The sequence below is a fragment of the Pseudomonas sp. YuFO20 genome, assembly GCF_035064975.1.
GTDB classification, from domain to species: domain Bacteria; phylum Pseudomonadota; class Gammaproteobacteria; order Pseudomonadales; family Pseudomonadaceae; genus Aquipseudomonas; species Aquipseudomonas putida_AE.
Genome location: NZ_JAXDEO010000002.1, coordinates 160,699 through 182,087, shown reverse-complemented (window position 1 = coordinate 182,087; position 21,389 = coordinate 160,699). Strand labels below are relative to the sequence as shown.

The 21,389-nt window shown below is 59.7% G+C and carries 22 protein-coding genes and 1 pseudogene; 16 read left to right on the top strand and 7 right to left on the bottom strand.

What is annotated here, in order from left to right; translation table 11 throughout:
* The first annotated feature begins 219 nt into the window (after window positions 1-219).
* Entirely contained in the window at window positions 220-495 is a 276-nt protein-coding gene (locus SOP85_RS02155) for a hypothetical protein (RefSeq protein WP_274075312.1), read from the top strand.
* 446 nt (window positions 496-941) lie between these two features.
* Here the strand turns inward: SOP85_RS02155 and SOP85_RS02145 are convergent, their stop codons facing one another.
* The 3 genes from SOP85_RS02145 to SOP85_RS02135 all read right to left on the bottom strand — a co-directional run bounded on the left by SOP85_RS02145 (window position 942) and on the right by SOP85_RS02135 (window position 4,602).
* Window positions 942-3,098, bottom strand: a complete 2,157-nt coding sequence (locus SOP85_RS02145; RefSeq protein ID WP_323625936.1) for an ATP-binding protein — start codon at window positions 3,096-3,098, stop codon at window positions 942-944.
* An 87-nt stretch (window positions 3,099-3,185) separates the two neighbouring features.
* Window positions 3,186-4,151 carry an MBL fold metallo-hydrolase gene (locus SOP85_RS02140; RefSeq protein WP_323625935.1) on the bottom strand — a complete coding sequence of 322 codons (966 nt, stop codon included), beginning with the start codon at window positions 4,149-4,151 and terminating at the stop codon, window positions 3,186-3,188.
* A 10-nt stretch (window positions 4,152-4,161) separates the two neighbouring features.
* The gene (locus tag SOP85_RS02135; RefSeq protein ID WP_323625934.1) at window positions 4,162-4,602 is read right to left on the bottom strand and encodes a VOC family protein; all 441 of its coding nucleotides are present in this window, start codon (window positions 4,600-4,602) and stop codon (window positions 4,162-4,164) included.
* A 355-nt stretch (window positions 4,603-4,957) separates the two neighbouring features.
* Here SOP85_RS02135 and SOP85_RS02130 point away from each other — a divergent pair, with 355 nt between their 5' ends.
* The 3 genes from SOP85_RS02130 (at window position 4,958) to SOP85_RS02120 (ending at window position 7,274) form a co-directional block, all read left to right on the top strand.
* A complete protein-coding gene (locus SOP85_RS02130; protein ID WP_323625933.1) occupies window positions 4,958-5,779 on the top strand; it encodes an SDR family oxidoreductase in 822 nt (273 codons plus the stop codon).
* A gap of 428 nt (window positions 5,780-6,207) precedes the next feature.
* Window positions 6,208-6,777 carry a type II RES/Xre toxin-antitoxin system antitoxin gene (gene parS / locus SOP85_RS02125; RefSeq protein ID WP_323625932.1) on the top strand — a complete coding sequence of 190 codons (570 nt, stop codon included), beginning with the start codon at window positions 6,208-6,210 and terminating at the stop codon, window positions 6,775-6,777.
* Window positions 6,777-7,274, top strand: coding sequence for an RES family NAD+ phosphorylase (locus SOP85_RS02120; protein WP_323625930.1), 498 nt, complete (start codon window positions 6,777-6,779; stop codon window positions 7,272-7,274). The genes parS and SOP85_RS02120 overlap by 1 nt, the downstream gene beginning before the upstream one ends.
* 120 nt (window positions 7,275-7,394) lie before the next feature.
* On the opposite strand, the gene SOP85_RS02115 is transcribed toward SOP85_RS02120, so the two are convergent.
* Window positions 7,395-8,576: a fumarylacetoacetate hydrolase family protein gene (locus SOP85_RS02115; RefSeq protein ID WP_323625929.1), complete on the bottom strand. Its 1,182-nt coding sequence runs from the start codon at window positions 8,574-8,576 to the stop codon at window positions 7,395-7,397.
* Window positions 8,577-8,687: 111 nt separating this feature from the next.
* Here SOP85_RS02115 and SOP85_RS02110 point away from each other — a divergent pair, with 111 nt between their 5' ends.
* From SOP85_RS02110 to SOP85_RS02085, 6 genes and pseudogenes are all read left to right on the top strand, one after another.
* The gene (locus tag SOP85_RS02110) at window positions 8,688-9,638 is read left to right on the top strand and encodes a LysR family transcriptional regulator (protein WP_323625928.1); all 951 of its coding nucleotides are present in this window, start codon (window positions 8,688-8,690) and stop codon (window positions 9,636-9,638) included.
* A 14-nt stretch (window positions 9,639-9,652) separates the two neighbouring features.
* Window positions 9,653-9,802, top strand: a pseudogene (locus tag SOP85_RS02105) (MFS transporter); the annotation flags it as partial.
* 55 nt (window positions 9,803-9,857) lie between these two features.
* On the top strand, window positions 9,858-10,706 hold the full coding sequence (locus tag SOP85_RS02100) for an ureidoglycolate lyase (protein WP_274075303.1): 849 nt from the start codon (window positions 9,858-9,860) through the stop codon (window positions 10,704-10,706).
* Window positions 10,707-10,890: 184 nt separating this feature from the next.
* On the top strand, window positions 10,891-11,178 hold the full coding sequence (locus SOP85_RS02095) for a nitroreductase family protein (protein ID WP_323625927.1): 288 nt from the start codon (window positions 10,891-10,893) through the stop codon (window positions 11,176-11,178).
* Complete coding sequence (locus tag SOP85_RS02090) at window positions 11,144-11,569, top strand: nitroreductase family protein (protein WP_323625926.1); 426 nt, start codon at window positions 11,144-11,146, stop codon at window positions 11,567-11,569. Before SOP85_RS02095 ends, SOP85_RS02090 begins: the two co-directional genes overlap by 35 nt.
* A 132-nt stretch (window positions 11,570-11,701) precedes the next feature.
* The gene (locus SOP85_RS02085; protein ID WP_323625924.1) at window positions 11,702-12,598 is read left to right on the top strand and encodes a LysR family transcriptional regulator; all 897 of its coding nucleotides are present in this window, start codon (window positions 11,702-11,704) and stop codon (window positions 12,596-12,598) included.
* A 5-nt stretch (window positions 12,599-12,603) separates the two neighbouring features.
* On the opposite strand, the gene SOP85_RS02080 is transcribed toward SOP85_RS02085, so the two are convergent.
* The 3 genes from SOP85_RS02080 to SOP85_RS02070 are packed head-to-tail and all read right to left on the bottom strand — an operon-like array spanning window position 12,604 to window position 16,760.
* Window positions 12,604-14,037, bottom strand: a complete 1,434-nt coding sequence (locus tag SOP85_RS02080) for an aldehyde dehydrogenase family protein (RefSeq protein ID WP_323625923.1) — start codon at window positions 14,035-14,037, stop codon at window positions 12,604-12,606.
* The gene (locus SOP85_RS02075; RefSeq protein WP_323625922.1) at window positions 14,034-15,224 is read right to left on the bottom strand and encodes an iron-containing alcohol dehydrogenase; all 1,191 of its coding nucleotides are present in this window, start codon (window positions 15,222-15,224) and stop codon (window positions 14,034-14,036) included. The genes SOP85_RS02080 and SOP85_RS02075 overlap by 4 nt, the downstream gene beginning before the upstream one ends.
* A 60-nt stretch (window positions 15,225-15,284) precedes the next feature.
* Window positions 15,285-16,760: an APC family permease gene (locus tag SOP85_RS02070; protein ID WP_323625921.1), complete on the bottom strand. Its 1,476-nt coding sequence runs from the start codon at window positions 16,758-16,760 to the stop codon at window positions 15,285-15,287.
* Between the two features lie 346 nt (window positions 16,761-17,106).
* Between SOP85_RS02070 and SOP85_RS02065 the strand changes: the two genes are divergently transcribed.
* From SOP85_RS02065 to SOP85_RS02040, 6 genes are all read left to right on the top strand, one after another.
* Window positions 17,107-18,180 carry an NAD(P)-dependent alcohol dehydrogenase gene (locus tag SOP85_RS02065; RefSeq protein WP_323625920.1) on the top strand — a complete coding sequence of 358 codons (1,074 nt, stop codon included), beginning with the start codon at window positions 17,107-17,109 and terminating at the stop codon, window positions 18,178-18,180.
* 138 nt (window positions 18,181-18,318) lie between these two features.
* Window positions 18,319-18,846: a Csu type fimbrial protein gene (locus tag SOP85_RS02060; RefSeq protein WP_323625919.1), complete on the top strand. Its 528-nt coding sequence runs from the start codon at window positions 18,319-18,321 to the stop codon at window positions 18,844-18,846.
* A 104-nt stretch (window positions 18,847-18,950) separates the two neighbouring features.
* Entirely contained in the window at window positions 18,951-19,481 is a 531-nt protein-coding gene (locus tag SOP85_RS02055) for a Csu type fimbrial protein (RefSeq protein WP_323625918.1), read from the top strand.
* A gap of 20 nt (window positions 19,482-19,501) precedes the next feature.
* Complete coding sequence (locus SOP85_RS02050; RefSeq protein ID WP_323625917.1) at window positions 19,502-20,038, top strand: Csu type fimbrial protein; 537 nt, start codon at window positions 19,502-19,504, stop codon at window positions 20,036-20,038.
* Window positions 20,039-20,040: 2 nt separating this feature from the next.
* Window positions 20,041-20,541 (top strand): Csu type fimbrial protein, encoded by a 501-nt coding sequence (locus SOP85_RS02045; RefSeq protein WP_323625916.1) that lies wholly within the window; start codon window positions 20,041-20,043, stop codon window positions 20,539-20,541.
* A 44-nt stretch (window positions 20,542-20,585) separates the two neighbouring features.
* A complete protein-coding gene (locus SOP85_RS02040; RefSeq protein WP_323625914.1) occupies window positions 20,586-21,374 on the top strand; it encodes a fimbrial biogenesis chaperone in 789 nt (262 codons plus the stop codon).
* The last annotated feature ends 15 nt before the right edge of the window (window positions 21,375-21,389 follow it).

Below are 21,389 nucleotides of genomic sequence, written 5' to 3'. Positions count from 1 at the left end.
CTCTCGGACTTTGCCTACAACCTAACGAGAATTACCTGCTATCCGGATCTAGATGAAAAGGAGGCAGTAATCGCACCTGTATGCCCCGTGGCTCGTAAAGCATGATCCTGCAACCGCTTTGCCATCAGGTCCTTTGTCCCTTTTTCCTGTCGTGAACGCGTAAAGGCGGTATGATTTAAGCAGGAAGTACCAGAGCAACAATTCGTACGGAGATTCCCGATGATTGTGACAACTAAAACGCTCTCGGACCAAGAAATGGACGTTCTTGAGCGCGAGGTGCCTGACCTGGCCAAGATGGCTACCATGACTGCTTATGCTCGTGCATTGTTGGTGAGCAGTAGCGTGCTTCGCGTGGATTCTGGGGATTTGGTGCGGGTGTCGCCGGATGGGAACAAGGTTTTTGTTGCCAAAGCAAAGCCACGTCGCAAGGTCAAATTGGGTGAAGTAATTACAGTGCGCCGCGTAGAAGGTAAAACGGCAGTTGGTCGTGCCTAGACTCCGGGTTTTTGCGGGGCCAAACGGCTCAGGAAAGAGCACGATCAAGGATGTCATCGATCCCGCTCTAATTAAAACCTACGTGAATGCAGATGAGCTCGAAAAAGAAGCGTGTGGAGATCAGGGTGCGAGAGGGTGGTCATCCCGTAGCTCCCGATAGGGTGAGAGATCGGTATCACAAATCTCTAGCATTACTTCCAGATGCCATTGCAGTAAGCAACCGGGCGTACATCTTTGATAACTCTGGTACCAGCGCAGTTCTACTCGCGGAAGTAACTGACGGGATCAGTCTTGAGTACGGCACCGAAGAAATCCCTGATTGGTTCTTTGAGTCTTACGTCGATAAAGTGGAAGGCTGATCGGCGTTCCAAGCTCGCTCACGTCGAGCTCCAAGGGCCTCCATCCGCAACCGGTACCTCGTCCAGATCTAAGGTATTGCCACTCCCTCAGGATCGAATCAGCGCATGCACGCGTGAACTGAGTTCATTCAAGCTGAAGGGTTTGGCCAGAACCCGCGTGGTTGCATCGACCGACACCAGGTTGGAGCCGCCTGCGAAACCGGTGATGAAGAGCACCTTGAGCCGAGGGTGTTTGAGCTTGAGTTCGGCGGCCAGGCTGATGCCGTTCATCATGCCTGGCAAGCCGATATCGGTCAGGAGTAAATCCAGGTGTTCCAGTTTTTCCGCCTGGTTGATCGCGGACACACTGTCCACGGCTTCCACGACGCGGTATCCGGTTTCGCTCAAAAGCTCAGAGGCCATTTGGCGTACGGCCGCTTCGTCGTCCACCAACAATATGATTTCGTTGTGACCGGTTGTCTCGGTGGTTTGGGAGGAGTCCGTTCGGGTCCCGATCTCGACCGGCTGTGAATCATCGACGGGAAAATACAGGGTCACAGAGGTTCCCACACCGACCTTGCTGTGAACGCGCACCTGGCCCCCCGATTGCTGGGTAAACCCATAAATCATCGAAAGGCCAAGCCCGGTGCCTTCGCCAATTTTTTTTGTGGTGAAAAACGGATCGAAAATACGCGACAGGATGTCCGGATTGATGCCCGTGCCAGAGTCCGTGACGGATATGCTCACATAGGATCCTGGCGGCATCATTTTGTCGGAAGATGACGCTGGATCAATGACGCAGCGGTCGACCAGAAGATCCAGCCTGCCACCGTTGGGCATTGCATCCCGAGCGTTGATCGCGAGATTGAGCAGTGCATTTTCCAGCTGGTTGAGATCGCACTTGATACGGTCATTGGCCTTGAATGAACACTCAACTGCGATGCTCGGGCCCACTGAACGCCGGATCATGTCTTCCAGATCCGCCACGACCTTGCGAGGTTCGAGCAGTTCGGGATCGAGTGATTGCTGCCTTGAAAATGCCAGCAAGCGTTGCGTCAAAGCGGCAGCGCGGGAGGCGGAGGTCATGGCGATGGCGTTGTATCGGTTCAATTCCTCGTAGCGCCCGGCATCGATTCGCCGTTGCATCAGCTCCAGGTTACCGATGATGCCAGCCAACAGATTATTGAAATCATGGGCGATTCCGCCGGTCAGCTGGCCTACCGCTTCCATTTTCTGACTTTGCCGAAGCTTGAGCTCGGCCATCGCGCGTTCGTGTTGTTCGGCTTCAAGCTGCTGGGTGCGTTGAACGATGCGATCCTCGAGCAGGTCGTTCCAGTCACGCAATGCGCTCTCCAACTGAACGCGATCGTCGATGTCGTCAATGGTGCCGTACCATTGTTCGCAGCGTCCGTCGATGCCGAAACTGCACAGCGCGCGGACTCTGAACCATCGGTAATCTGCCGTGTGTTTGCGCAATCGAATTTGCGAGTCGAAAGGCTGCAAGGTGGTCAATGATTGATCCCAAAGCAGGATCAATGACGCCTTGTCTTCAGGGTGAACCGCATTGGCCCATTCACGCCCTAACGTTTGCTCAGGGGTCAGGCCGGTGTATTCGAACCAGCGCTGATCTATGGAAATAAGGTCGCCATGGGTGTCCGCCGTCCAGGGCCAGAGTGGATTGAGCTCGGCAGCTATGCGGTAGTGCCGCTCGCTTTCACGCAGTTTTTTCTCGGTCAAATGCATGGACAGCATGGTTTTGAAGCGCTTCAACACTGCCCCAAGCAGGTTGCTGTAGCCCCGAAGAAAATCGATATCGCTTTCGGTGAACTCGCGGGGAACCCGACTATCGACTTCAAAGATGCCGAAAGGGCGCTCTCCATCAGCGCCGAGGACAAGCACGTTGACGAATGCCTGTACCCCGTTGGCTATTTGAAAGTCGTGATAGCGAAATCGCGTTTCCGAGGAAATGTCCGTCGATATCACCGGGCCGTTGGTGTCCAGGGAATGCCGCTCCGGGCTCCCTTCGTCGGCTTGCACCCGAACTTTGCCGACCACATCGGGTGCCCAGCCCACACCATTGCGCACCAGGAAGGTGATGCCGTCTTCCTGCAGGAGCATGAATTTGGCCATATTGGTTTGGAGGGCATCGCCGACCAAACGACATGCCTCGTTGAGAATGTGCTCCAGGTCATCTGACGCCAAGGCCAGCTCGCCAAATGTGGCGAGCACTTTGCGCTGGCGCAGAAGTGTATCCTCGGTTGCCATGTCGTCACCTATGGGCGTTTTAGTATCCGAGGATCGCGGGTTCGCCGAGGTTCAACCGATTTGATCAAACGCAGTCACATCGGTTTGTTACCTGCCCAAGACAACGTTCAACTTGCCGTCCCGGTCAAGGTGATAACGCTGCAGATCCCGCGCCAGGAACAGCTCGCCGGTGAAGTGCGCCGCCGCTTCCTGTTGTACATCCTCGATGCACGGACTTCGCTCGGAATTGTTCTGGTAGCGCGCACTGAAGTGGGTAAGCACCAGATTGGGAATGCCTGCCGACTCGGCAAAACGCGCCACGGCGGCGGCACTGCTGTGCCCGTAATGCTCGTGGGCGTGATCGATCAGGGCCTGGGTGAAGGTCGCTTCATGGACCAGCACATTAGCGCCAGCGGCCACTTGCGCCAGCAGTTCAGGGCTATCGTTATCGCCGCAGATGATAAAGCGCTGAGCGGGGCGCCAAGGGCGCAGGTATTGCTCGGCATGAAATATTCGTCCGGCGTGCTCGATCTCGCGTCCATGGGCCAACTCGCCCCACAGGGGGCCACGGGGAATTCCTTCTGCTTCCAGGCGTTGGATATCCAGGCGCGGATTGGGATCAGCTTCGTCAAATACATAGCCATGGCAGGGAACACGATGGGAGAGGGCAACGGTATTGACCTGAACCTTGCCGTTTTGCCAGCCACTGAAAGTTTCGCTCGCATGCAGGTGCAATTCGAAGGGTAGCCAGGATTTGCTGACGGCGAGGCTCAGGCGCACCCAGGGTTCAAGCGCAGCGGGCAATACAATGTCCAGGGGCTCGACTCGACCGGACATGCCGGCACTGGCCAACAAACCGGGTAAGCCGAAGCAATGATCGCCATGTACATGGGTGATGAAACACCCGCGCAGCTCGTGCAAAGACAACGAGGTGCGCATCACCTGGTGTTGCGTGGCTTCACCGCAATCCACCAGATACCAGCCTTTGCCTGATGATTCGATAAGGGCTGTGCCGCTCACATTGCGACTGCGGGTGGGAACGCCTGAGGATGTGCCAAGAAAAATCAGATCCATGGTCGATCCTTTATTCAGGCATTAACTTCTCGGCCAGCCCGACGATGAGGCCCTCGGGCCCACGGATATAGGCGAGCCGGTACGATGCCTCGTACTGCATCTGGCCAATGACTTCTGCGCCATGGGCCTGCATCCGCGCAACGACAGCATCGATGCCATCGACGGCGAACATGATGCGGCGAAGACCCAGCGCGTTCACTGGCGTATTCACGGGCCCGAACCTGACTGCGTCGGGCGTGAGGAACTTGTCGAGCTCAATGCCCTGCCCATCGGCTGTGCGCAGCATCGCGAGGGTGGCACGCACGTTTTCAAACCCTATGAGCTTGCCGATAGCAGGCCCTTCAACGGTGGTCTGGCCCTCAAGCTCGAGGCCCAACTCGATAAAAAACGCCTTCACCGCTTCGAGATCGTCGACAACGATCAGCACGTTGTCCATTCGCTTGACTGTCATGGCCTTCGCTCCCTTTTTTGTACTGTGTCGCATATTTGGGGGAATTGGCGTCCGGATTGACCCGAGCGAATGATTATAGCGAGCAAACAGTCTGCCCGAGATCTGCCCTTGTCGGCGAACGCCGAACCTGCGGCCGACAGAGATCCAATGTAGGAGCGAGCTTGCTCGCGATGGTCGTCAACGAAGGCGCGTGCTTCCCGGGTGAATGCGGCGCTCTGAAGTTCTTCGCGAGCAAGCTCGCTCCTACAGGAGAGGTGCGCAGTGCATAGCGCTGTTGGCGGTGAGCAGGGTGGCGTTTGCCGAGGCAGTCTATACTCGGGGTCGATTTGGTAACCAGGTGGGGGCATCCGCTTTCATGACCGGTAAACTCACTTCCAAGACCGCGATCGTCACCGGTGCCGCCCAAGGGATTGGCGCAGCGATTGTGCGACTCTTCGCGCAAGAGGATTGTTTTGTCTACGTCACCGATATCAATGACGAGCTCGGCAAGACCCTTGCAGATTCACTCGGTGATCGCGCCAGCTATCTGCGCCTTGATGTGCGCAGCGAAGAAGATTGGCGGCGAGTGACGACGCAAATCCTCGAGGAACGCGGCAGGCTCGACATCCTGGTGAACAATGCAGGTATCACCGGATTTGAGCACGGCGCCGTACGGCATGACCCGGAGCATGCGCGCCTGGAAGACTGGCACGCCGTGCACCAGACCAATCTCGATGGCGTGTTCCTGGGTTGCAAGTACGCCATTCGCTCCATGCGGCCTCACGGAACCGGTTCCATTATCAACATCTCCTCTCGATCGGGCCTGGTTGGCATTCCGGGCGCCGCGGCCTACGCGTCGTCCAAGGGTGCTGTGCGTAATCACACCAAGACGGTGGCGCTGTACTGCGCTGAGCAAGGACTCACCGTGCGCTGCAACTCGATTCATCCAGCGGCCATCCTCACACCCATGTGGGAGCCCATGTTGGGCACGGGCACCGATCGTCAGGCGCGAATGGATGCGCTGGTTCAAGATACACCGCTCAGGCGGTTCGGCATGCCCGAAGAGGTTGCAGCGGTGGCATTGTTGCTGGCCTCGGATGAGGCGACGTATGTCACCGGCAGCGAGTTCAATATCGACGGTGGGCTCTTGGCAGGCACGGCGGCGACGCCTGCCGTGGGCGATGACACTGGGGCCTAGCGCAAAAGGAAAGGACAGAACTGTAGGAGCTGTCGAGTGAAACGAGGCTGCGATCTTTTGATCTTGTTTTTGAGGGCAGGGTCAAAGGATCGCAGCCTGCGGCAGCTCCAGGGGGGACGGAGGGATGGGGGCGAACCGCGCCACCATCAGGGAAACCGGCACACCGCCAGCGCAAATGAAGGCCATCCGTGAGCGTATAGCGCGCCACCACAATTCGAATCCGCTCGCAGATCAGCTTGAACCCGGTGCCTCAGGGTTACGTCCTGAAACCTACAAAAGCCGGCGCCATTGCCTACGACTACGCCAGAATGCGCCGACTTGTGGGTCATGGGCGATCGTTCTACCGTTGCGGACCACCATATCCAGGTTGGCCATTCTGCCATTTGGCACTATAGTCAATGCCAGATGTCTGGGCGGTGGAGGTTGCCATGAGCGCCAAGAAAAAAGATGTTGTTGTCGAAGAAACTGTCAATGGAGCCGGTCGGATTAAAAAATCCGAACTGCGTGAGCGTGAAGCAGACATGAAGATTTCGATGAATGAGCAATCTGTGCTGAGGATGAGTGCTACACATCGCCCCCCTCAAATGGTTTCGATCTTGCTCTCCGGAAAAATCAGCGATGATCGTATGGATATTTATAGGGCCGTTAAAAACGGTTTTTCGCTGCAGTCGGTGCTGAATATGATCGAAAACAGTACTGTATATAAGCAAAGCGGTGTGTTGTCGAAGATCGTGGGGGCGTCTGATCGTACGCTTGCGCGGCGGTTGAAAATACCCAATGAAGCGCTGACCCCGGAGCAAAGCACGCGCGCGCTCAATTATGCCGAAGTGTTGGAAAAGGCCACGGATGTGCTGGGTTCGCGTGAGCTTGCCGAGCAGTGGATGGTCAAACCTGCCCGAGGTCTGGATGGTGAGACACCTATCGACCTGATTTCTAATTCAGTCGGGTATGAGTTGGTGAATGATTTTCTGACGCGCATGGAATACGGGGTCTATTGATGGCTAAAGACCCTTTGAGCAGTGAGATTCATTTTTGGCGACTTGATCCTGCTGAGTATGCCTCCACCTGGAATGCGGGCGTGGGCGCTGAAAAGGTGGGCGGGCGCTGGAACCCTAAAGGGATGACCACAGTTTATGCAGCCCTCGATGCATCTACGGCCATCCTTGAGGTGGCGGTGCATAAGAATTTCGAAGCACTGGATTGCAAGCCACATTGCCTGACGCAGGCCCTCGTGTTGGACCCGTCGAAGATTTATGTGGTGCAGCCTGAAAGCATTGCCAACGCCAATTGGCTGGCACCGGGTACCCCAAGCCGCAGCCAGCAACGGTTCGGTGCTGATCTGTTGAGCCAGCATCCCTTTGTGCTGGTCCCTTCCAGTGTCTCGCGACATAGCTGGAACTTGTTGATGAACCCGCATCTGGCTCTTGGGTTGTACGAGTTGGTGTTGCAGGAGCCTTTCGCCCTTGATGGACGACTTAATAGGCTGTTGCCCTGAAGACGGTTCTGCCTTCTAACGTGGACAGCTGGCCTACCAATTGCCGGTACAGCTCTTGCCAAGGAGTTTACGAGGCAGGGATGTCCAGTGCCGGGTCATCGATCCGGGTCTTGCAGGGCATCAGCGTGCAAGCAGTCCTCGGGCGGCCAGGTTACGCAGCAAGGCACCCACGCCAAAGGACCATGGCGCTGCCTCGGAACTGTGGGTCACCTGGTTGTGCAGGCTGCCAAGCAAGGGGCTGCTGATACTGACCCGGTCACCGAGTTTGTGGGTGAAACCGCTGCCGGCATGATCGCGATCTGCGGTAGGGGCGAACAGCGTACCGAGGAACAGCAGGAAACCATCGGGATACTGGTGATTGGCGTTGAGGGTCTGGCCGGCCAGGTCTTGCGGGTCCCGGCTGATCTGACTCATGGAGCTCGATCCGTGCATCCGGTAACCGTCCTCACCTTGTACCTCAAGGTCGACCACGCAGGCGCGGACATCGTCCAGGCTGAAGTGATCGTCGAACAGGCGGATGAAAGGCCCGATCGAGCAGGATGCATTGTTGTCCTTGGCCTTGCTCAGCAACAGCGCGCTACGGCCTTCGAAGTCCCGCAGGTTGACGTCGTTGCCCAGGGTCGCCCCGTGGATCTGCCCGCGACTGTTTACCGCGAGCACCACTTCCGGTTCCGGGTTGTTCCACTGCGAACCCGGGTGAATGCCAATCCGGCTGCCGCTGCCGACAGAGGCCAGCACCGGCGCCTTGGTGAAGATCTCCGCGTCCGGACCGATACCCACTTCCAGATACTGCGACCACATGTCCTGTTCGATAAGAAAGGCTTTCAAGCGCATGGCCTGCTCGGAGCCTGGAACGATCGAGCGCAGGTTGTCGCCGATCACCCCGTGCACGGTGGCCCGCACGGCTTCAGCCTTGGCGGCATCACCACCGGCCTGCTCCTCGATCACACGCTCGATCATGCTGGCGGCGAAGGTTACGCCGGCAGCCTTGATCACTTGCAAATCCAGGGGCGGTAGCAAGTACGGTCTGGATGGATCGGCGTCGGGCCCCGTGTTGGCCAGCAGGGCTTCGACGCTGGCGATGAAAATGCCGGGCGTGTCGCGTACTGCCGAGAGCGGAGCTTCGGATTCCAATAAGTCACTCAAGGTCGCGAAACGCTCCGACAGGTCGAATACGCCGTCGGCGCGCAGGACGATAGGCGAAGGTCCGGCGATGTGTCCTGGTACCCAGGCACGGCCGATCAAGGTACCGGCCACACCATCGACTGGCAGAGTGTTTTCGGGAGTAAGCACTAGCGACATGGCAATCTTCCTGGTTCGTAAAGACTTCACGCTAGGGCGCACAGCCGATAAACTCCAATGAGATAATTTCAATAATTGATAACGTAGAGTTATCGCCTGGGAGGTGTGCCCATGTCGGAACTATCATTCACCCACTTTTGCGGATGGCTCAAATTCAGGCATTTGCAGCTTATCGACACGCTAGGTCGCACGCGCAACATGCACCTGGCGGCGCAACAGATGAATCTCAGCCAGCCGGCCATCAGCAAGATGCTAAAGGAAATCGAAAGCCTGCTCGGCTTTGCGTTATTCGAACGCCTGCCGCGTAGCATGCCACCCACGGCACTGGGAGAGCATGTGCTGCGCTATGCGCAGATTGCCCTGAATGACGCGCGCTCGTTCGTCGAACAAATCAGCAGCCTGCGCGAAGGCGGTCATGGCTACCTCAGGATCGGCGGTATTTTCGCCGCCACCGCCGTGGCGTTGCCCGAAGCTATCTTGCAGATCAAGGAACGCTGGCCGTTGCTATCGATCGAGGTGGTGGAGCAAACCAGTAACCACCTGATGAAAATGCTAGAAGAGAAAAAACTCGACCTGGCCATCGCCCGTTTCACCGATCAAAGCCAGCAGCAGCATTACGACTTCCAGCCACTGGCGCCCGAACCGTTCTGCATCGTGGTCAACGACCGACACCCGCTGGCCGCTGCCGGCCCCCTCTCATTGCAGCAATTGGTGGACTTGCCGTGGATTCTCTACCCGGTGGGTACACCCATTCGTGGCCGCATGGAACTGGCGTTCGCCGAAGCTGGCGTGGGCATGCCGCGAAACACCGTCGACACCATCTCCATGCAGACCTTCCTGCAGGTGCTGCAACGCGGGCCCATGATCGGAATGCTGCCCAACGCCATGGTCAATCCGCTCCTCGAGAGCGGCCAGCTCAAGATCCTCGATACGCCGTTGCACCTGGTGCCGCAGGATTACGGCATCCTCACGCGCAAGGGCGAGCAGCTGGTGGGGGCGGCCCTGGAGTTTGCCGAGATATTGAAGGACAACGCCCGGCTGGCCCGGGATTCGACGTTTTGAAAACGGCAACGTCCTGGATGCCCTCGATCATCAAGAGCACCGGTATCACCAGCAGCTTGCACATTGGCTTCCTGACCGCCATTCCCTATGCGGTGGCCGTCGTGGCCATGCTGCTCAACGCCCGCCACGCCAACTGCAAAAAAAGCGAGCACCTCCGCGAAGCTGGAGACGGCATGAAAGGGCAGGGTTTACACTTTTCAGTTTAAGCAGGAGAAGCAAATGAAACTGTTGCGTTATGGCGAAAAAGGTTCGGAGAAGCCCGGCCTGCTGGATGCCGACAATCAGGTACGCGATCTCTCGGGCCACGTGGCGGATATCGCCGGGACGGCCCTGAGTCCTGAAAGCCTGGCGACGCTAGCCGCGATCGATCCGGCCAGCCTGCCGATCGTTTCTGGGCAGCCGCGGATTGGCGCTTGCGTAGGGCAGGTCGGGAAATTCATCTGCATCGGCCTGAACTACGCCGACCATGCGGCCGAGTCGAACATGGAAGTGCCCAAGGAGCCGATCATCTTCAACAAATGGACCAGCGCCATCTGCGGTCCGAACGACAACCTCGAGATCCCGCGGGGCTCGCTCAAGACGGATTGGGAAGTGGAGCTCGGCGTGGTCATCGGCAAAGGCGGGCGTTATATCGATGAAGCGAACGCCATGGAGCACGTCGCCGGCTACTGCGTGATCAATGATGTCTCGGAGCGTGAATGGCAACTGGAGCGTGGCGGCACTTGGGACAAGGGCAAAGGCTTCGATACGTTCGGCCCGCTCGGCCCGTGGCTGGTCACCCGCGATGAAGTTGCCGACCCCCATGCGCTGGACCTGTGGCTGGAAGTTGACGGACACCGCTACCAACAAGGCAACACGCGCACGCTGATCTTCAATGTGCCGCAATTGATTGCCTACCTGAGCCGCTGCATGAGCCTGCAACCGGGCGATGTGATTTCCACCGGCACGCCACCGGGTGTCGGCTTGGGCATCAAGCCACAGCCGGTGTTCCTGCGTGCCGGGCAGACGGTTCGGCTGGGCATCACGGGGTTGGGCGAGCAGCGACAAGTGACCGTGCAAGCGGATTGAAGTGTCGACAAACAGACCCTCCTGGAACGCAAATGGTTTGATAGCAGCCTTGGATGCAAGGGTGGGGCAACCCGGACGTTCCCCCCACCCATTCAAGGGTGGGACATGCACTACCTTCTCTGGATAAGCTTGGATCTGGTAGCAGACCAGCCTGGTATCGGCTTCCATCAAAGGAGACAGGATCATGAACCCGACCGAGTTCGATGCGCTTGAGGGTTTGCTGCAGCGCCGCCGCAGCTGCCGCGCCTTTCTTCCACAACCCGTCGATCCCGTGCTGATCTCTCGCCTGTTCGCCTTGGCGCAACGCACTGCGTCATGGTGCAACACGCAGCCATGGCAGGTCATCGTGACCCGCGGCGATGCCACCGAGCGCTTCCGCGCCGCGTATATCAACGAGCTGCAGACGGGCTCTGCGGCGCCGGACTTGCCTTTCCCCGGTGAGTACCAGGGCGTCTATCCAGCGTCGCCGTGAATGCGCACGACAACTGTACGAAAGCATCGGCATCGCGCCGGGCGACCGGGTCGCCAGCCAGCAACAGACCCTGCGCAATTTTTCACTGTTCGACGCGCCGCATGTCGCGATCATTACCAGTGATCGCGTGCTAGGCACTTATGGTGCAGTCGATTGCGGCGGCTACGTAGCCAACCTGCTGCTGGCAGCCGAAGCACTGGGCCTGGGGATCATTGCCCAAGCCGCGCTGGCCAGCCACGCCGGGTTTGTGCGTCGACATTTCGGCATCGACGAGGACCGGCTCGTGGTCTGTGGTGTTTCCTTTGGTTATGCCGACCACGATTCACCTGCCAATGGCTTCTACACGACGCGAGCACCCGCGCAGGAGACGCTACTGTGGCATGACAGCTGAGATCGATTCGAGGCACGTTTTCGAGCTTTTGCACAAACTTTGATTGACGCGCAACAGGCCCCGATCGTTGAATGGCCTTCTTCCATTGGCGCCGGACAACGCGCGCCCCTTCAACTGAAAGCGAGATCATCGGTGCTCAGAAATGTGACGGACATGGATCTGCGCCTGTTGCGCATTTTCGCCATCGTCGTGAAGTGCGGTGGGTTTACGGCTGCGCAGGCCGAGTTGAACATGAGCCAGTCCAACATCAGCACGCACATTTCAAGCCTGGAAAAACGCCTCGGTTATCGCATCTGCGAGCGCGGCAAGGGCGGGTTTCGCTTGACCGAAAAAGGCCAGCGGATACTCAAGGCTTCGTCAGCGTTGTTCGGCGCGGTAGATGCATTTCGCGACGAGGCACAGGACCTGGCCGGGCGCCTGGTGGGTGATCTGTATCTCGGCCTGGCCGATAACATCGCGACCTTGCCCACCGCCCGGATCGATGCGGCCATCGGCCGTTTTTATCAGCGCGACCACGACATGCACGTGCACATCTTCGTCAATTCGCCCACCGAACTGGAATTGGCGGTCATCGATGGGCAACTGGACCTGGCGATTTCCTATTTCAGCCGGCCGTTGCCGACGCTGGCCTACCAGCCGTTGTACAAAGAAGAAATCGGCATTTTCTGCGGGGATAGGCACCCGCTGTTCTCGGTCGATGCGCCCACTGTCGAACAACTGCAGGCCAGTGACTGGATCAGGCATGGTTTCCTGCCGGCCGACCAGGTCCTGCCGGTGACGCCCGGGCGCGCTTCAGCCACCGCCCATCATATGGAAGCGGTGGCCCATGGCGTACTGGCCGGGACACACCTGGGGTATCTCCCGGCCCATTACGCCCGGCCCTGGCTGGCGAGCGGACAAATGCGCGCGTTGCAGCCGGCGACGCTGCGCTACGAGGTACAACACAGCATGATCACCCACGTCGGTCACCCGCAAAGCGAAGCCGTGCGTGCCTTCATCGATGACTTGCTGGCCGAGCACAACCTCTAAGCCTGTCAGCCAAGACAGCGGGTGATGTGTTTGACCGACTGATAGGCGGCCAGGCCCCACGGGCCCAGCTCACGACCGATGCCGCTGCCCTTGGTGCCGCCCCAGGACGTCTCGACGAACACCGCCTGGATCGAGTTGATCCAGACGTGGCCGACCTCCAGGGCCTGGGCGACCCGTTCGGCGCGAACCAGATCGGCGCTGATGACGGTAGCCACCAGGCCAAAGCGGCTGTCGTTGGCAACTGCCAGTGCTTCTTGCTCCGTGGAGAAGCGACGGGTACACAACACCGGGCCGAAAATCTCTTCGGTCCACAAGCGGCTGGTCACCGGCACGTCCGCATAGAGGGTCGGGTTGACGAACCAGCCCGGGTCACGCTGCACGTCGCCGCCGGTCACGCAATGCAAGCCTTCGCTGCGAGCGATGGCAAAGTATTCCGACACTTTGGACCATTGCGCCTGACTGGTGAGTGGGCCCATATCGACTTCGCCGTTCAGCGGATTGCCGACCCGCAGTGTTTCGAATGCGCTCTTCAGGCGCAGTATCAGTGCATCGGCGATGCTGTCCTGGACGAGCAGACGGGATGTCGCCGAGCACATTTGCCCGGCATTCCAGCAGATACCGGCGACGATCCATTCAACGGCCTGATCGAGGTCGCAATCGTCGAAAACGACAATCGCGGACTTGCCACCCAGCTCAAGCGTCAGAGGGCGGCAATGGGCGGCCGAGCTGCGCATGACCTGGCTGCCGACGGCGTTGCTGCCGGTGAACGACAGCTTGTCGAGACCGGCATGGTTGCTCAGCGCTGCGCCGACTTCGGCTTTACCGCCGACGATGTTCAGCACGCCCGCGGGCAGGCCCAGCGCGTCGGCTATGTGGCCGTAGGCCTGCTCGATCAACGGCGTGATCTCCGACGGCTTGAGCACCACCGTGCAACCGGCGGCCAGTGCCGGTGCGAGCTTCCAGGCACTGGTGACCAACGGGAAATTCCATGGCACGATCAAACCCACCACGCCCACCGGTTCAAGGCGCGTGTGGGCATTGAAACCCGGTACGGCCAGCGGCACGTCACGGTCCTGCCGGGCATCGAGTCCTTCAGCCAAGCCTGCGTAATAGTGAAACGTAGCAACGGCATCGTCGATGTCCACCACCGCTTCATGGCGGGGTTTACCGTTGTTCTGCATCTGCAGCGCGATCAGTGCTTCGCGGCGCGTTTCGATTTGTTCGGCAAAACCATTCAAATAAGCTGCGCGCTGCGACCCACTGAGGTTGCGCCAGCCGGGGAGTGCCTGGCGCGCGGCGGCAATGGCTTGATCGACTTGCAGGGCACTCGCTGCAGTCAACTCGGCAAAGGGTTGGCCCAGTGCCGGGTCGAAGACGGTGATGCAGTCGACACCTTCACCGGCTACCCAACGGCCGTCGATGTAATGGGCGGCGGTCATGGTCGTACTCCCTGAAGCACGCCCTGTACAGCGTTGCGGAAAATCTGGCTGTAATCGTCAGCACTGAGGACGCAGGCATTGGTGTCCGATGAAGAAATGTCGGCCAGCGCCTGTTCTCCCACCCAGGACGCGGCGTCGGCATCAAGACCGATTTCAGCCAATGAGTGAGGAATGCCGAGGCGTTTGCGCAGGTCCAGCACCCAATCGAGAAAGCCGTCGAAATCCGCTTGTGGCAACTCCAGGTAGCGCGCCAGGCGCGCGATGTCCGGGGCAATCGTTTCCCGGTTGGCCATCAGCACATAGGGCAGGAGGATCGCGTTCAACAAGCCGTGGTGCTTGTGATAGCGGGCGCCCAGTGGATGGGCGAGGGCGTGCACACCGCCCAGGCCTTTCTGAAAGGCCACGGCAGCCATGGCGGAAGCCACGAGCATGCCTTCGCGCGCGACCATGTCCTGGCCATCGGCATGGGCATTGACCAAGTGCTGCTGGATCAGGCGAATGCCCTCCACCGCAACGCCAGAAGACATCGGGTGATACAGGGGCGAGCAAAAGGCTTCAATGTGATGGGTCAAAGCGTCCATGCCCGTGGCCGCCGTCAGGGTGGGCGGCAGGCCTCGGGTCAGAATCGGATCGAGGATCACGGTGGCCGGGAGCAGTTCCGGGTGGCTGATCACCCGTTTGACGTTCTCTTCGCTCTGGGTCAACACGGCTTCGCGGCCCAGTTCCGAACCCGTGCCAGCCGTGGTCGGCAACGCAATCAAAGGTGGCAGCCCCAGGCGGGGAAAGTCCGCCAGGGTGGGGTAGTGGGCGATGACCTTGGACCATTCGAACCGTTGCAGTCCTTGCGCATCGACGGTCGCCAGGCTGATGCCCTTGGCGGCATCCATCGCGCTACCGCCGCCCAGGGCGATCAGTGAGTCATGCTTGCCGGCCTTGAACGCAGCAACGCCTTGGGCCACGTCCGCCATGCTCGGGTTGCTGGCGACTTCGCTGAACACGCTGAACGGTATATCGGCCTGGGTCAGGTGAGCCTTGAGCAGCACCAAGGGTTCCAGGGACAACATGCCAGGGTCGGTGACCAGCAAGGGATTGCGCATGCCCAGCAAGGTGCAGCGCTCTGCCAATGCATCGAGCGCACTCGGTCCGCAGAAAATATCCGTGGGGTAATTCCAATAGTGAAGGGACATCTGAAACTCCAGATCGGCAAGGCGCAGGGTGGGTGCGCCTTGCTTGGCAAGACAAGGGCGTTATTGAACGTGCAGGTGGGGGCTGACGGTGCGTTGATAGGGTTTGGCGTAGACCATGTAGATCAGGCCCAGTACCGCCAGGATCGAGAACACCAGGATCACCGCCCAGACCTGAAACCAGGGCGCACCGGGTGGGGCGAGGGATTCCCGTGGCCAGGCCACGTTAATGCTTTCGAACACCAGCCAGAAAAACGCGGCGAGGTTGATTGGCACACCCCAGCGGCCGAGGCTGAACACGCCAGGCTCGGCTTTCCATTTACCGCTCAGGCGAGCGAGCAGGGCGCAGGTGACCACGATCAGGAACACCACGAAGAAACCGCCGCTGCCAAACGCGATCAGGGTGCCGACGGCCGTTGCGTTCAAGCCCAGGGCCAGGCCGAAGCTGGCAAACAGCGTGCTGAACAGCATGGCGGCAAAGGGCACTTTGCGCTTGTCCACGCGGCGCAACAGCTTTGATGCGGGCAGGATCGAGTCCCGTGCCATGCCAAATACGGCGCGGCCGATGTAGGTCTGCACAGAGACGACGCAGGCGATGAACGCGACCAGCACGATGCCCACGAACGGCCGTTCCGACCAGGCGCCAAAGGCATCGACGACAGCAGGCGTGACCGGGTCGACGACCTGGCCGGACACCATCGCCGCCGTGTCGGTGTAGGACAGGGTGACGGCGAACGCAGTCAGCATCACGGTCAGCCCGACCAGAATCATCGAGCGCAAGATGGCCCGTGGGGTCGATGTGCGGGCGTCGGCGGTTTCCTCGGACACTTGCGAGCAGGCATCAAAACCGAGGAACGCCCATCCACCCACGGCCATGGCTGTCAGGAAGCCCGACAGGTAGGAACCGTCGGAACCCTGCGTAGACGTCAGGCCTTCAAACACCAGCGACAACGAATGGTTGCGGAAGAACAGCAGCAACAATACGCCGATGCCAATGGAGGCAATCGCCTCGGCGATGATGCCGGCATTGACGAAATACTTGAGCGGGTTGATCCCGAACAGATTCACCCCAAGACCCAGCAGCAACAACACTGCACCACTGAAAACCTGGGCGTTGGCGGAAGGCGGTACGCCTGTGAAAAACAGCCACAGCCAGAACCCGCCCAAATAGGCCACGGTGGTTAACGAGGCCAGTGCGGATGCCAGGTACATGAACCCGGTAAACCACGCCCAGCGATCGCCCGCCAGGCGCTTGACCCATTGGTAGCAACCACCGGCAAGCGGGTACTGCGAGGCCAGCTCGGCATAGACCAGGGCCACCAGCAATTGCAACGCCAGGCACAACGGCACGATCCAGACCCACGAAGGACCCACACTCATGGCACCCAGCGACATGACCGAATAGATACCGACCACGGGCGAAACCGTGGCGAAGCCGACCGAAAATGATGACCACAGAGACAGCCCCCGATGCAGCTCCTGGGCATAGCCCTGGCTGTGCAGCAGGTGTTCATCGGCGCTTTGCCGTGTAGATGACATAGGAATTCCTTGAGTCGGCAGACACATTTATTTTTAGGATCGCCTTGTTTGTCCAGGCGTACCGACGAAACGAGCTCCTTTGGGAAAGGAGTGACAAGGAGCTTAAAGCGGGGAAACATCAAAGAAAATTCATATGTATTGAGGCTGACATCTGGATTTATTGATGTATTGGAAAGCCATTCCGATACCTTTGCGCCTCCCCTGTAGGAGCGTGGCTTGCCCGCGATGAACGATAACGCGGTGTAGCTGAGGGCATACAGCACGTGATCAACCTTTGATCCGGCAATCCGTCAGCGTCCCGATTTCGTGCTGAACTCAATCGCAGCACTGATCAGGAGGGATCACCATGGCCACCATGAAAGCCGCAGTATTCGTCGAGAGAAACCGGATTGTGCTCGAGGACAAACCCATACCCGAAGTCGGCCCGCTCGATGCCCTGGTTCGCATAACCACCACCACGATCTGCGGCACCGACGTGCATATCCTGCGTGGCGAATACCCTGTCGCCAAAGGCCTGACAGTGGGCCACGAGCCAGTCGGCGTCATCGAACGACTGGGCTCGCAGGTGCGCGGTTTTGCCGAAGGCCAGCGAGTGATCGCGGGCGCAATCACCCCCAGCGGGCAAAGTTACGCCTGCCTGTGCGGCTGCGGTTCACAGGATGGCCCGGACACCCGGCACGGTTTTCGGGCCACCGGTGGCTGGAAATTCGGCAATATCATCGATGGTTGCCAGGCTGAATACGTATTGGTGCCGGATGCGTTGGCCAATCTGTGCCCGATACCGGACGGCCTCAGCGACGAACAGGTGCTGATGTGCCCGGACATCATGTCCACCGGCTTTTCCGGGGCCGAGCGAGGCGGGGTGGAAATTGGCGATACCGTCGCGGTGTTCGCGCTGGGGCCTATCGGGCTCTGCGCGGTGGCCGGCGCACGCCTTAAAGGCGCGACCACGATTATCGGCGTCGATGCGGTCGCCGAACGCATGACCGTCGCCAAACAACTGGGTGCAACCCATGTGGTCAATTTCAAGGACGGCGATGTGGTTGAACAGATCATGGCCCTGACCGATGGGCGTGGTGTCGATGTCTCCATCGAGGCATTGGGCACCCAGGGTACGTTTGAGTCGGCACTGCGGGTTTTGCGTCCGGGTGGTCGGCTTTCCAGCCTCGGGGTTTACTCCAGCGACCTGCGCATTCCGCTGGACGCTTTCGCTGCCGGTCTGGGCGACTACAGCATCATCACGACCTTGTGCCCCGGCGGCAAAGAACGCATGCGGCGCTTGATGGCGGTGGTGGAAAGTGGCGGGGTGGATCTATCGCCACTGGTGACTCACCGGTACAAGCTGGATGACATTGAAGCGGCGTATGAGTTGTTTGCTCATCAGAGGGATGGGGTGATGAAGGTGGCGATTACTCCGTAGAGCCGATTGCGACCTGTCGATGCCAGCAATGCTATCCATATCAGCGATCCATGGATCCAATTTTGCCCAATAACTGGCGATTTCCCCGTGCATTGCTAGCCTCAGTCCTACAAGACATCTCTCACAAGGAGTGGGGCCGTGAATGGTCGTGTGGTATTGGCAGTCTTGGGCGTAGGTCTCAGTGCAACCGTATCGGCCGCCGAACTCCAGGTGGAGGTGCGGCTCGATGTGCAACGTGGCTGCCAACTGGTCGGGCAACAACGCAGTGCGGGTGTCGAGCAATTGGGCGTGCTGGACTTCGGCAGCAGCGCGCGTCTGGACGATCCCGCGGGGCCGCTCGGAGCCGCCCTGATGAACGAACGTCTGCCCCGGCTCGAATGCAATCCCGATACCACTTATCAATTACGCGTCGATGGCGGCCTGCACGGTGGCGTCGGCGACGTTCGTTACATGGCCGGTAGCGCCGAACACAGCAAACCCATTCCTTATCGACTCTATCAGGACCCGGCGCGGCGAGTTCCGCTGGCTGTGGATGTGCCGGTGAGCGGTCGGGTGCCGGATACCGGCTCGGTGGATCTGCCGTTGTACGCCCGCATCGAACCCTTGGCACAGATACCCAGGGTCAGTCGCTATGCAGATCTGGTGAAGGTGACGCTCACCTGGTAATTGCATGAGCAGTCAACAACCCAGGCTCAGTCGGGTTGTAAAGGGAATGAGGCGTTCGGGAACGAACGACCGTATTGTCAACCTGAGGGATCGGGATGGATTTCATGACCAGGTTCTGGAAGATTTTCGCCGTGGGCGCGCTGGTGCTGTTGGCCGGTGTCGTACAAGCGGCCGTCAGCGGGCAGATCCAGGCGCGGCTGACCCTTATCGCCGGTTGCGAAGTGACAAACAGCGGCAATCCCGACAGCCCGGTCAGCGACCTCGGCGACCTGGATTTCGGCCAGCAAGGTCCGACCTGGAGCAACCCGATCAAGGCCAATATCGCTGACGAAGTCAGCGGCAAATTGAACGTGGCCTGCAACCCTTCGGTCACCGGCTTCACCGTCACCATCGATGGCGGCACCCATGGCGACGGCACCACCCGGCGCCTGAGCAACGGCCGCCAGACCGTCGCTTATCAATTGTTCCTCGATGCTGGCGGCAACCGCAGCTACCGCATCGGGCAACAACACAATTTCGCTGTCACCAGCGGGGCGCAGATACCGATTCCGGTATTCGGCTCGGTGGTGGCGAATACCCGCGCGTTACCCGCTGGTGTCTATTCCGACACCCTGACGGTAACGCTCGACTGGTAACCCCGTAGAGGACGGACACCATGCGTACATTTACATCAAGGATAGGTTTGTCATTGCTTGGTCTGACGCTGGCGTCCAGCGCCCAGGCTGCCACCACGGTCACCGGCCAGATCACCTCCAGCCTGATCCTGATCAGCAGTTGCCAGGTCAACGGGGGGGGCGGAGACACCAATCTGAACTTCGGTGCCCTCAACTTCGGCACCGCCAACAGCCTGTTCACCACGGCCACGGGGCAAGTGCTGGGCGGAGGCGGCGGAGCGCTGTCGATTCTTTGTTCGGCTGGCACCACGCCAACGGTCAAGGTGCGCGCCGGGGCCCACGATGGGCAATCGCCGGGCGGGACCCGGGCGTTGTACGACGGTGTCGCCAACTATGTTCCGTACGACCTGTACACCGATGCCGGGCACTCGCAGATTCTGGCGATTGACGGGGTGATCAACCTCGCCGCCAGTACCGGCGTGGCGCAGACCGTGAACCTTTACGGTCAGGCGGTGGGCAAGGCCGGTTTGCCGGCGGGCACTTACACCGACACGATTTCCGTCGAACTGACGTTCTAGCCATGCCCAGGCATGGTTGTGCGGCGCTGCTCGTGCTGGGTGCGGGTGTTCTGCCCCTGCCGCTCACTGCGGCGACCAGCCAGAGCTTCCAGGTCAGCGCCACGGTGACGGCCGGTTGCCTGGTGGTCGGCGGTGTCTCCAATTACGGCAGCCTGAATTTCGGCAACCGCTCGGCGCTGGCCACAGGTTTGGTGCAAGTCGCACTGACCGGGGGCGTACAGTTGCAATGCACGCCGGGCGTGACCCTGAACATGAGCATCGATGGCGGACTTTACAACAGCGGTGGGCGACACATGCAACTGACCACCGGCAGCAACCGGGTGGCGTATCAACTGTTTCGCGACGCGGCCTACAGCCAGGCCCTGGGGATCGGGCAAAGCGTGGCGGTGGCGTATGGCGATGCGAACAACATCAGCCTGCCGATCTACGGCCAGGTGCAGTTGCCAGGCAATCAACCCGGGGGGACGTACAGCGACGTACTGCAAGTGCAACTGTCGTGGTGACGAGGCGTGCGGATCAAGCCCAATGGGCAAAAAGGAGCAGGCACATGGTTTCATCTTCGCGACGGCGGTGGGTCGTCGGTCATATGCTGTTGGCACTGTTGTGGTTGGGGACAACCCGGGTGCAGGCGGCCAGTTCGGTGCTGATCTGGCCGATCGATCCGGTGCTGGAGGCCGATCAGCAAGCCAGTGCCCTGTGGCTGGAAAATCGCGGCAGCGAGACCGCCAATCTGCAGATTCGCGTGTTTGCCTGGAGCCAGAGCGGCTTCAGCGATCAATACCAGAATCAGCGTGACGTGATCGGCAGCCCTCCGGTGGCGAAGATCGAACCCGGCCAGAAACAACTGGTGCGCCTGACCCGAACCCGGGAAATCCCGCCAGGTCAGGAACTGGCCTACCGCATCATCATCGATGAAATTCCCTCGGCGAAACCACCCGAGGCGGGCGACGGCAAGACCGCGGCGGCGATTCGTTTTCAGATGCGTTATTCGGTGCCGTTGTTCGCCTATGGCGCGGGCCTGTGGAGCAAGGAAGACACCACCCGCCAGCGCAATCCGAAAGGCGTCGGCCTGCCGGATTTGAGCTGGCGCACGGTGGCCGTTGACGGTCGTTCTTATGTCGAGGTGCGCAACCAAGGCGCGGTTCATGCGCGCCTGACCGATGTGGCGCTCAAGCAGGGTAGCCAGACCCGGCCGGTGGTAGACGGATTGCTGGGGTATGTGTTGCCCGGCGCGATCATGCGCTGGCCCGCGCCCGGCCCGATGGATGGCGACCCGGCGTTGCAGGTGCGTGTCAATGGTGCGCCGCAGGTGCAGAGCATAACGCCGGCACGCTGACCTGCCGTTGATTCT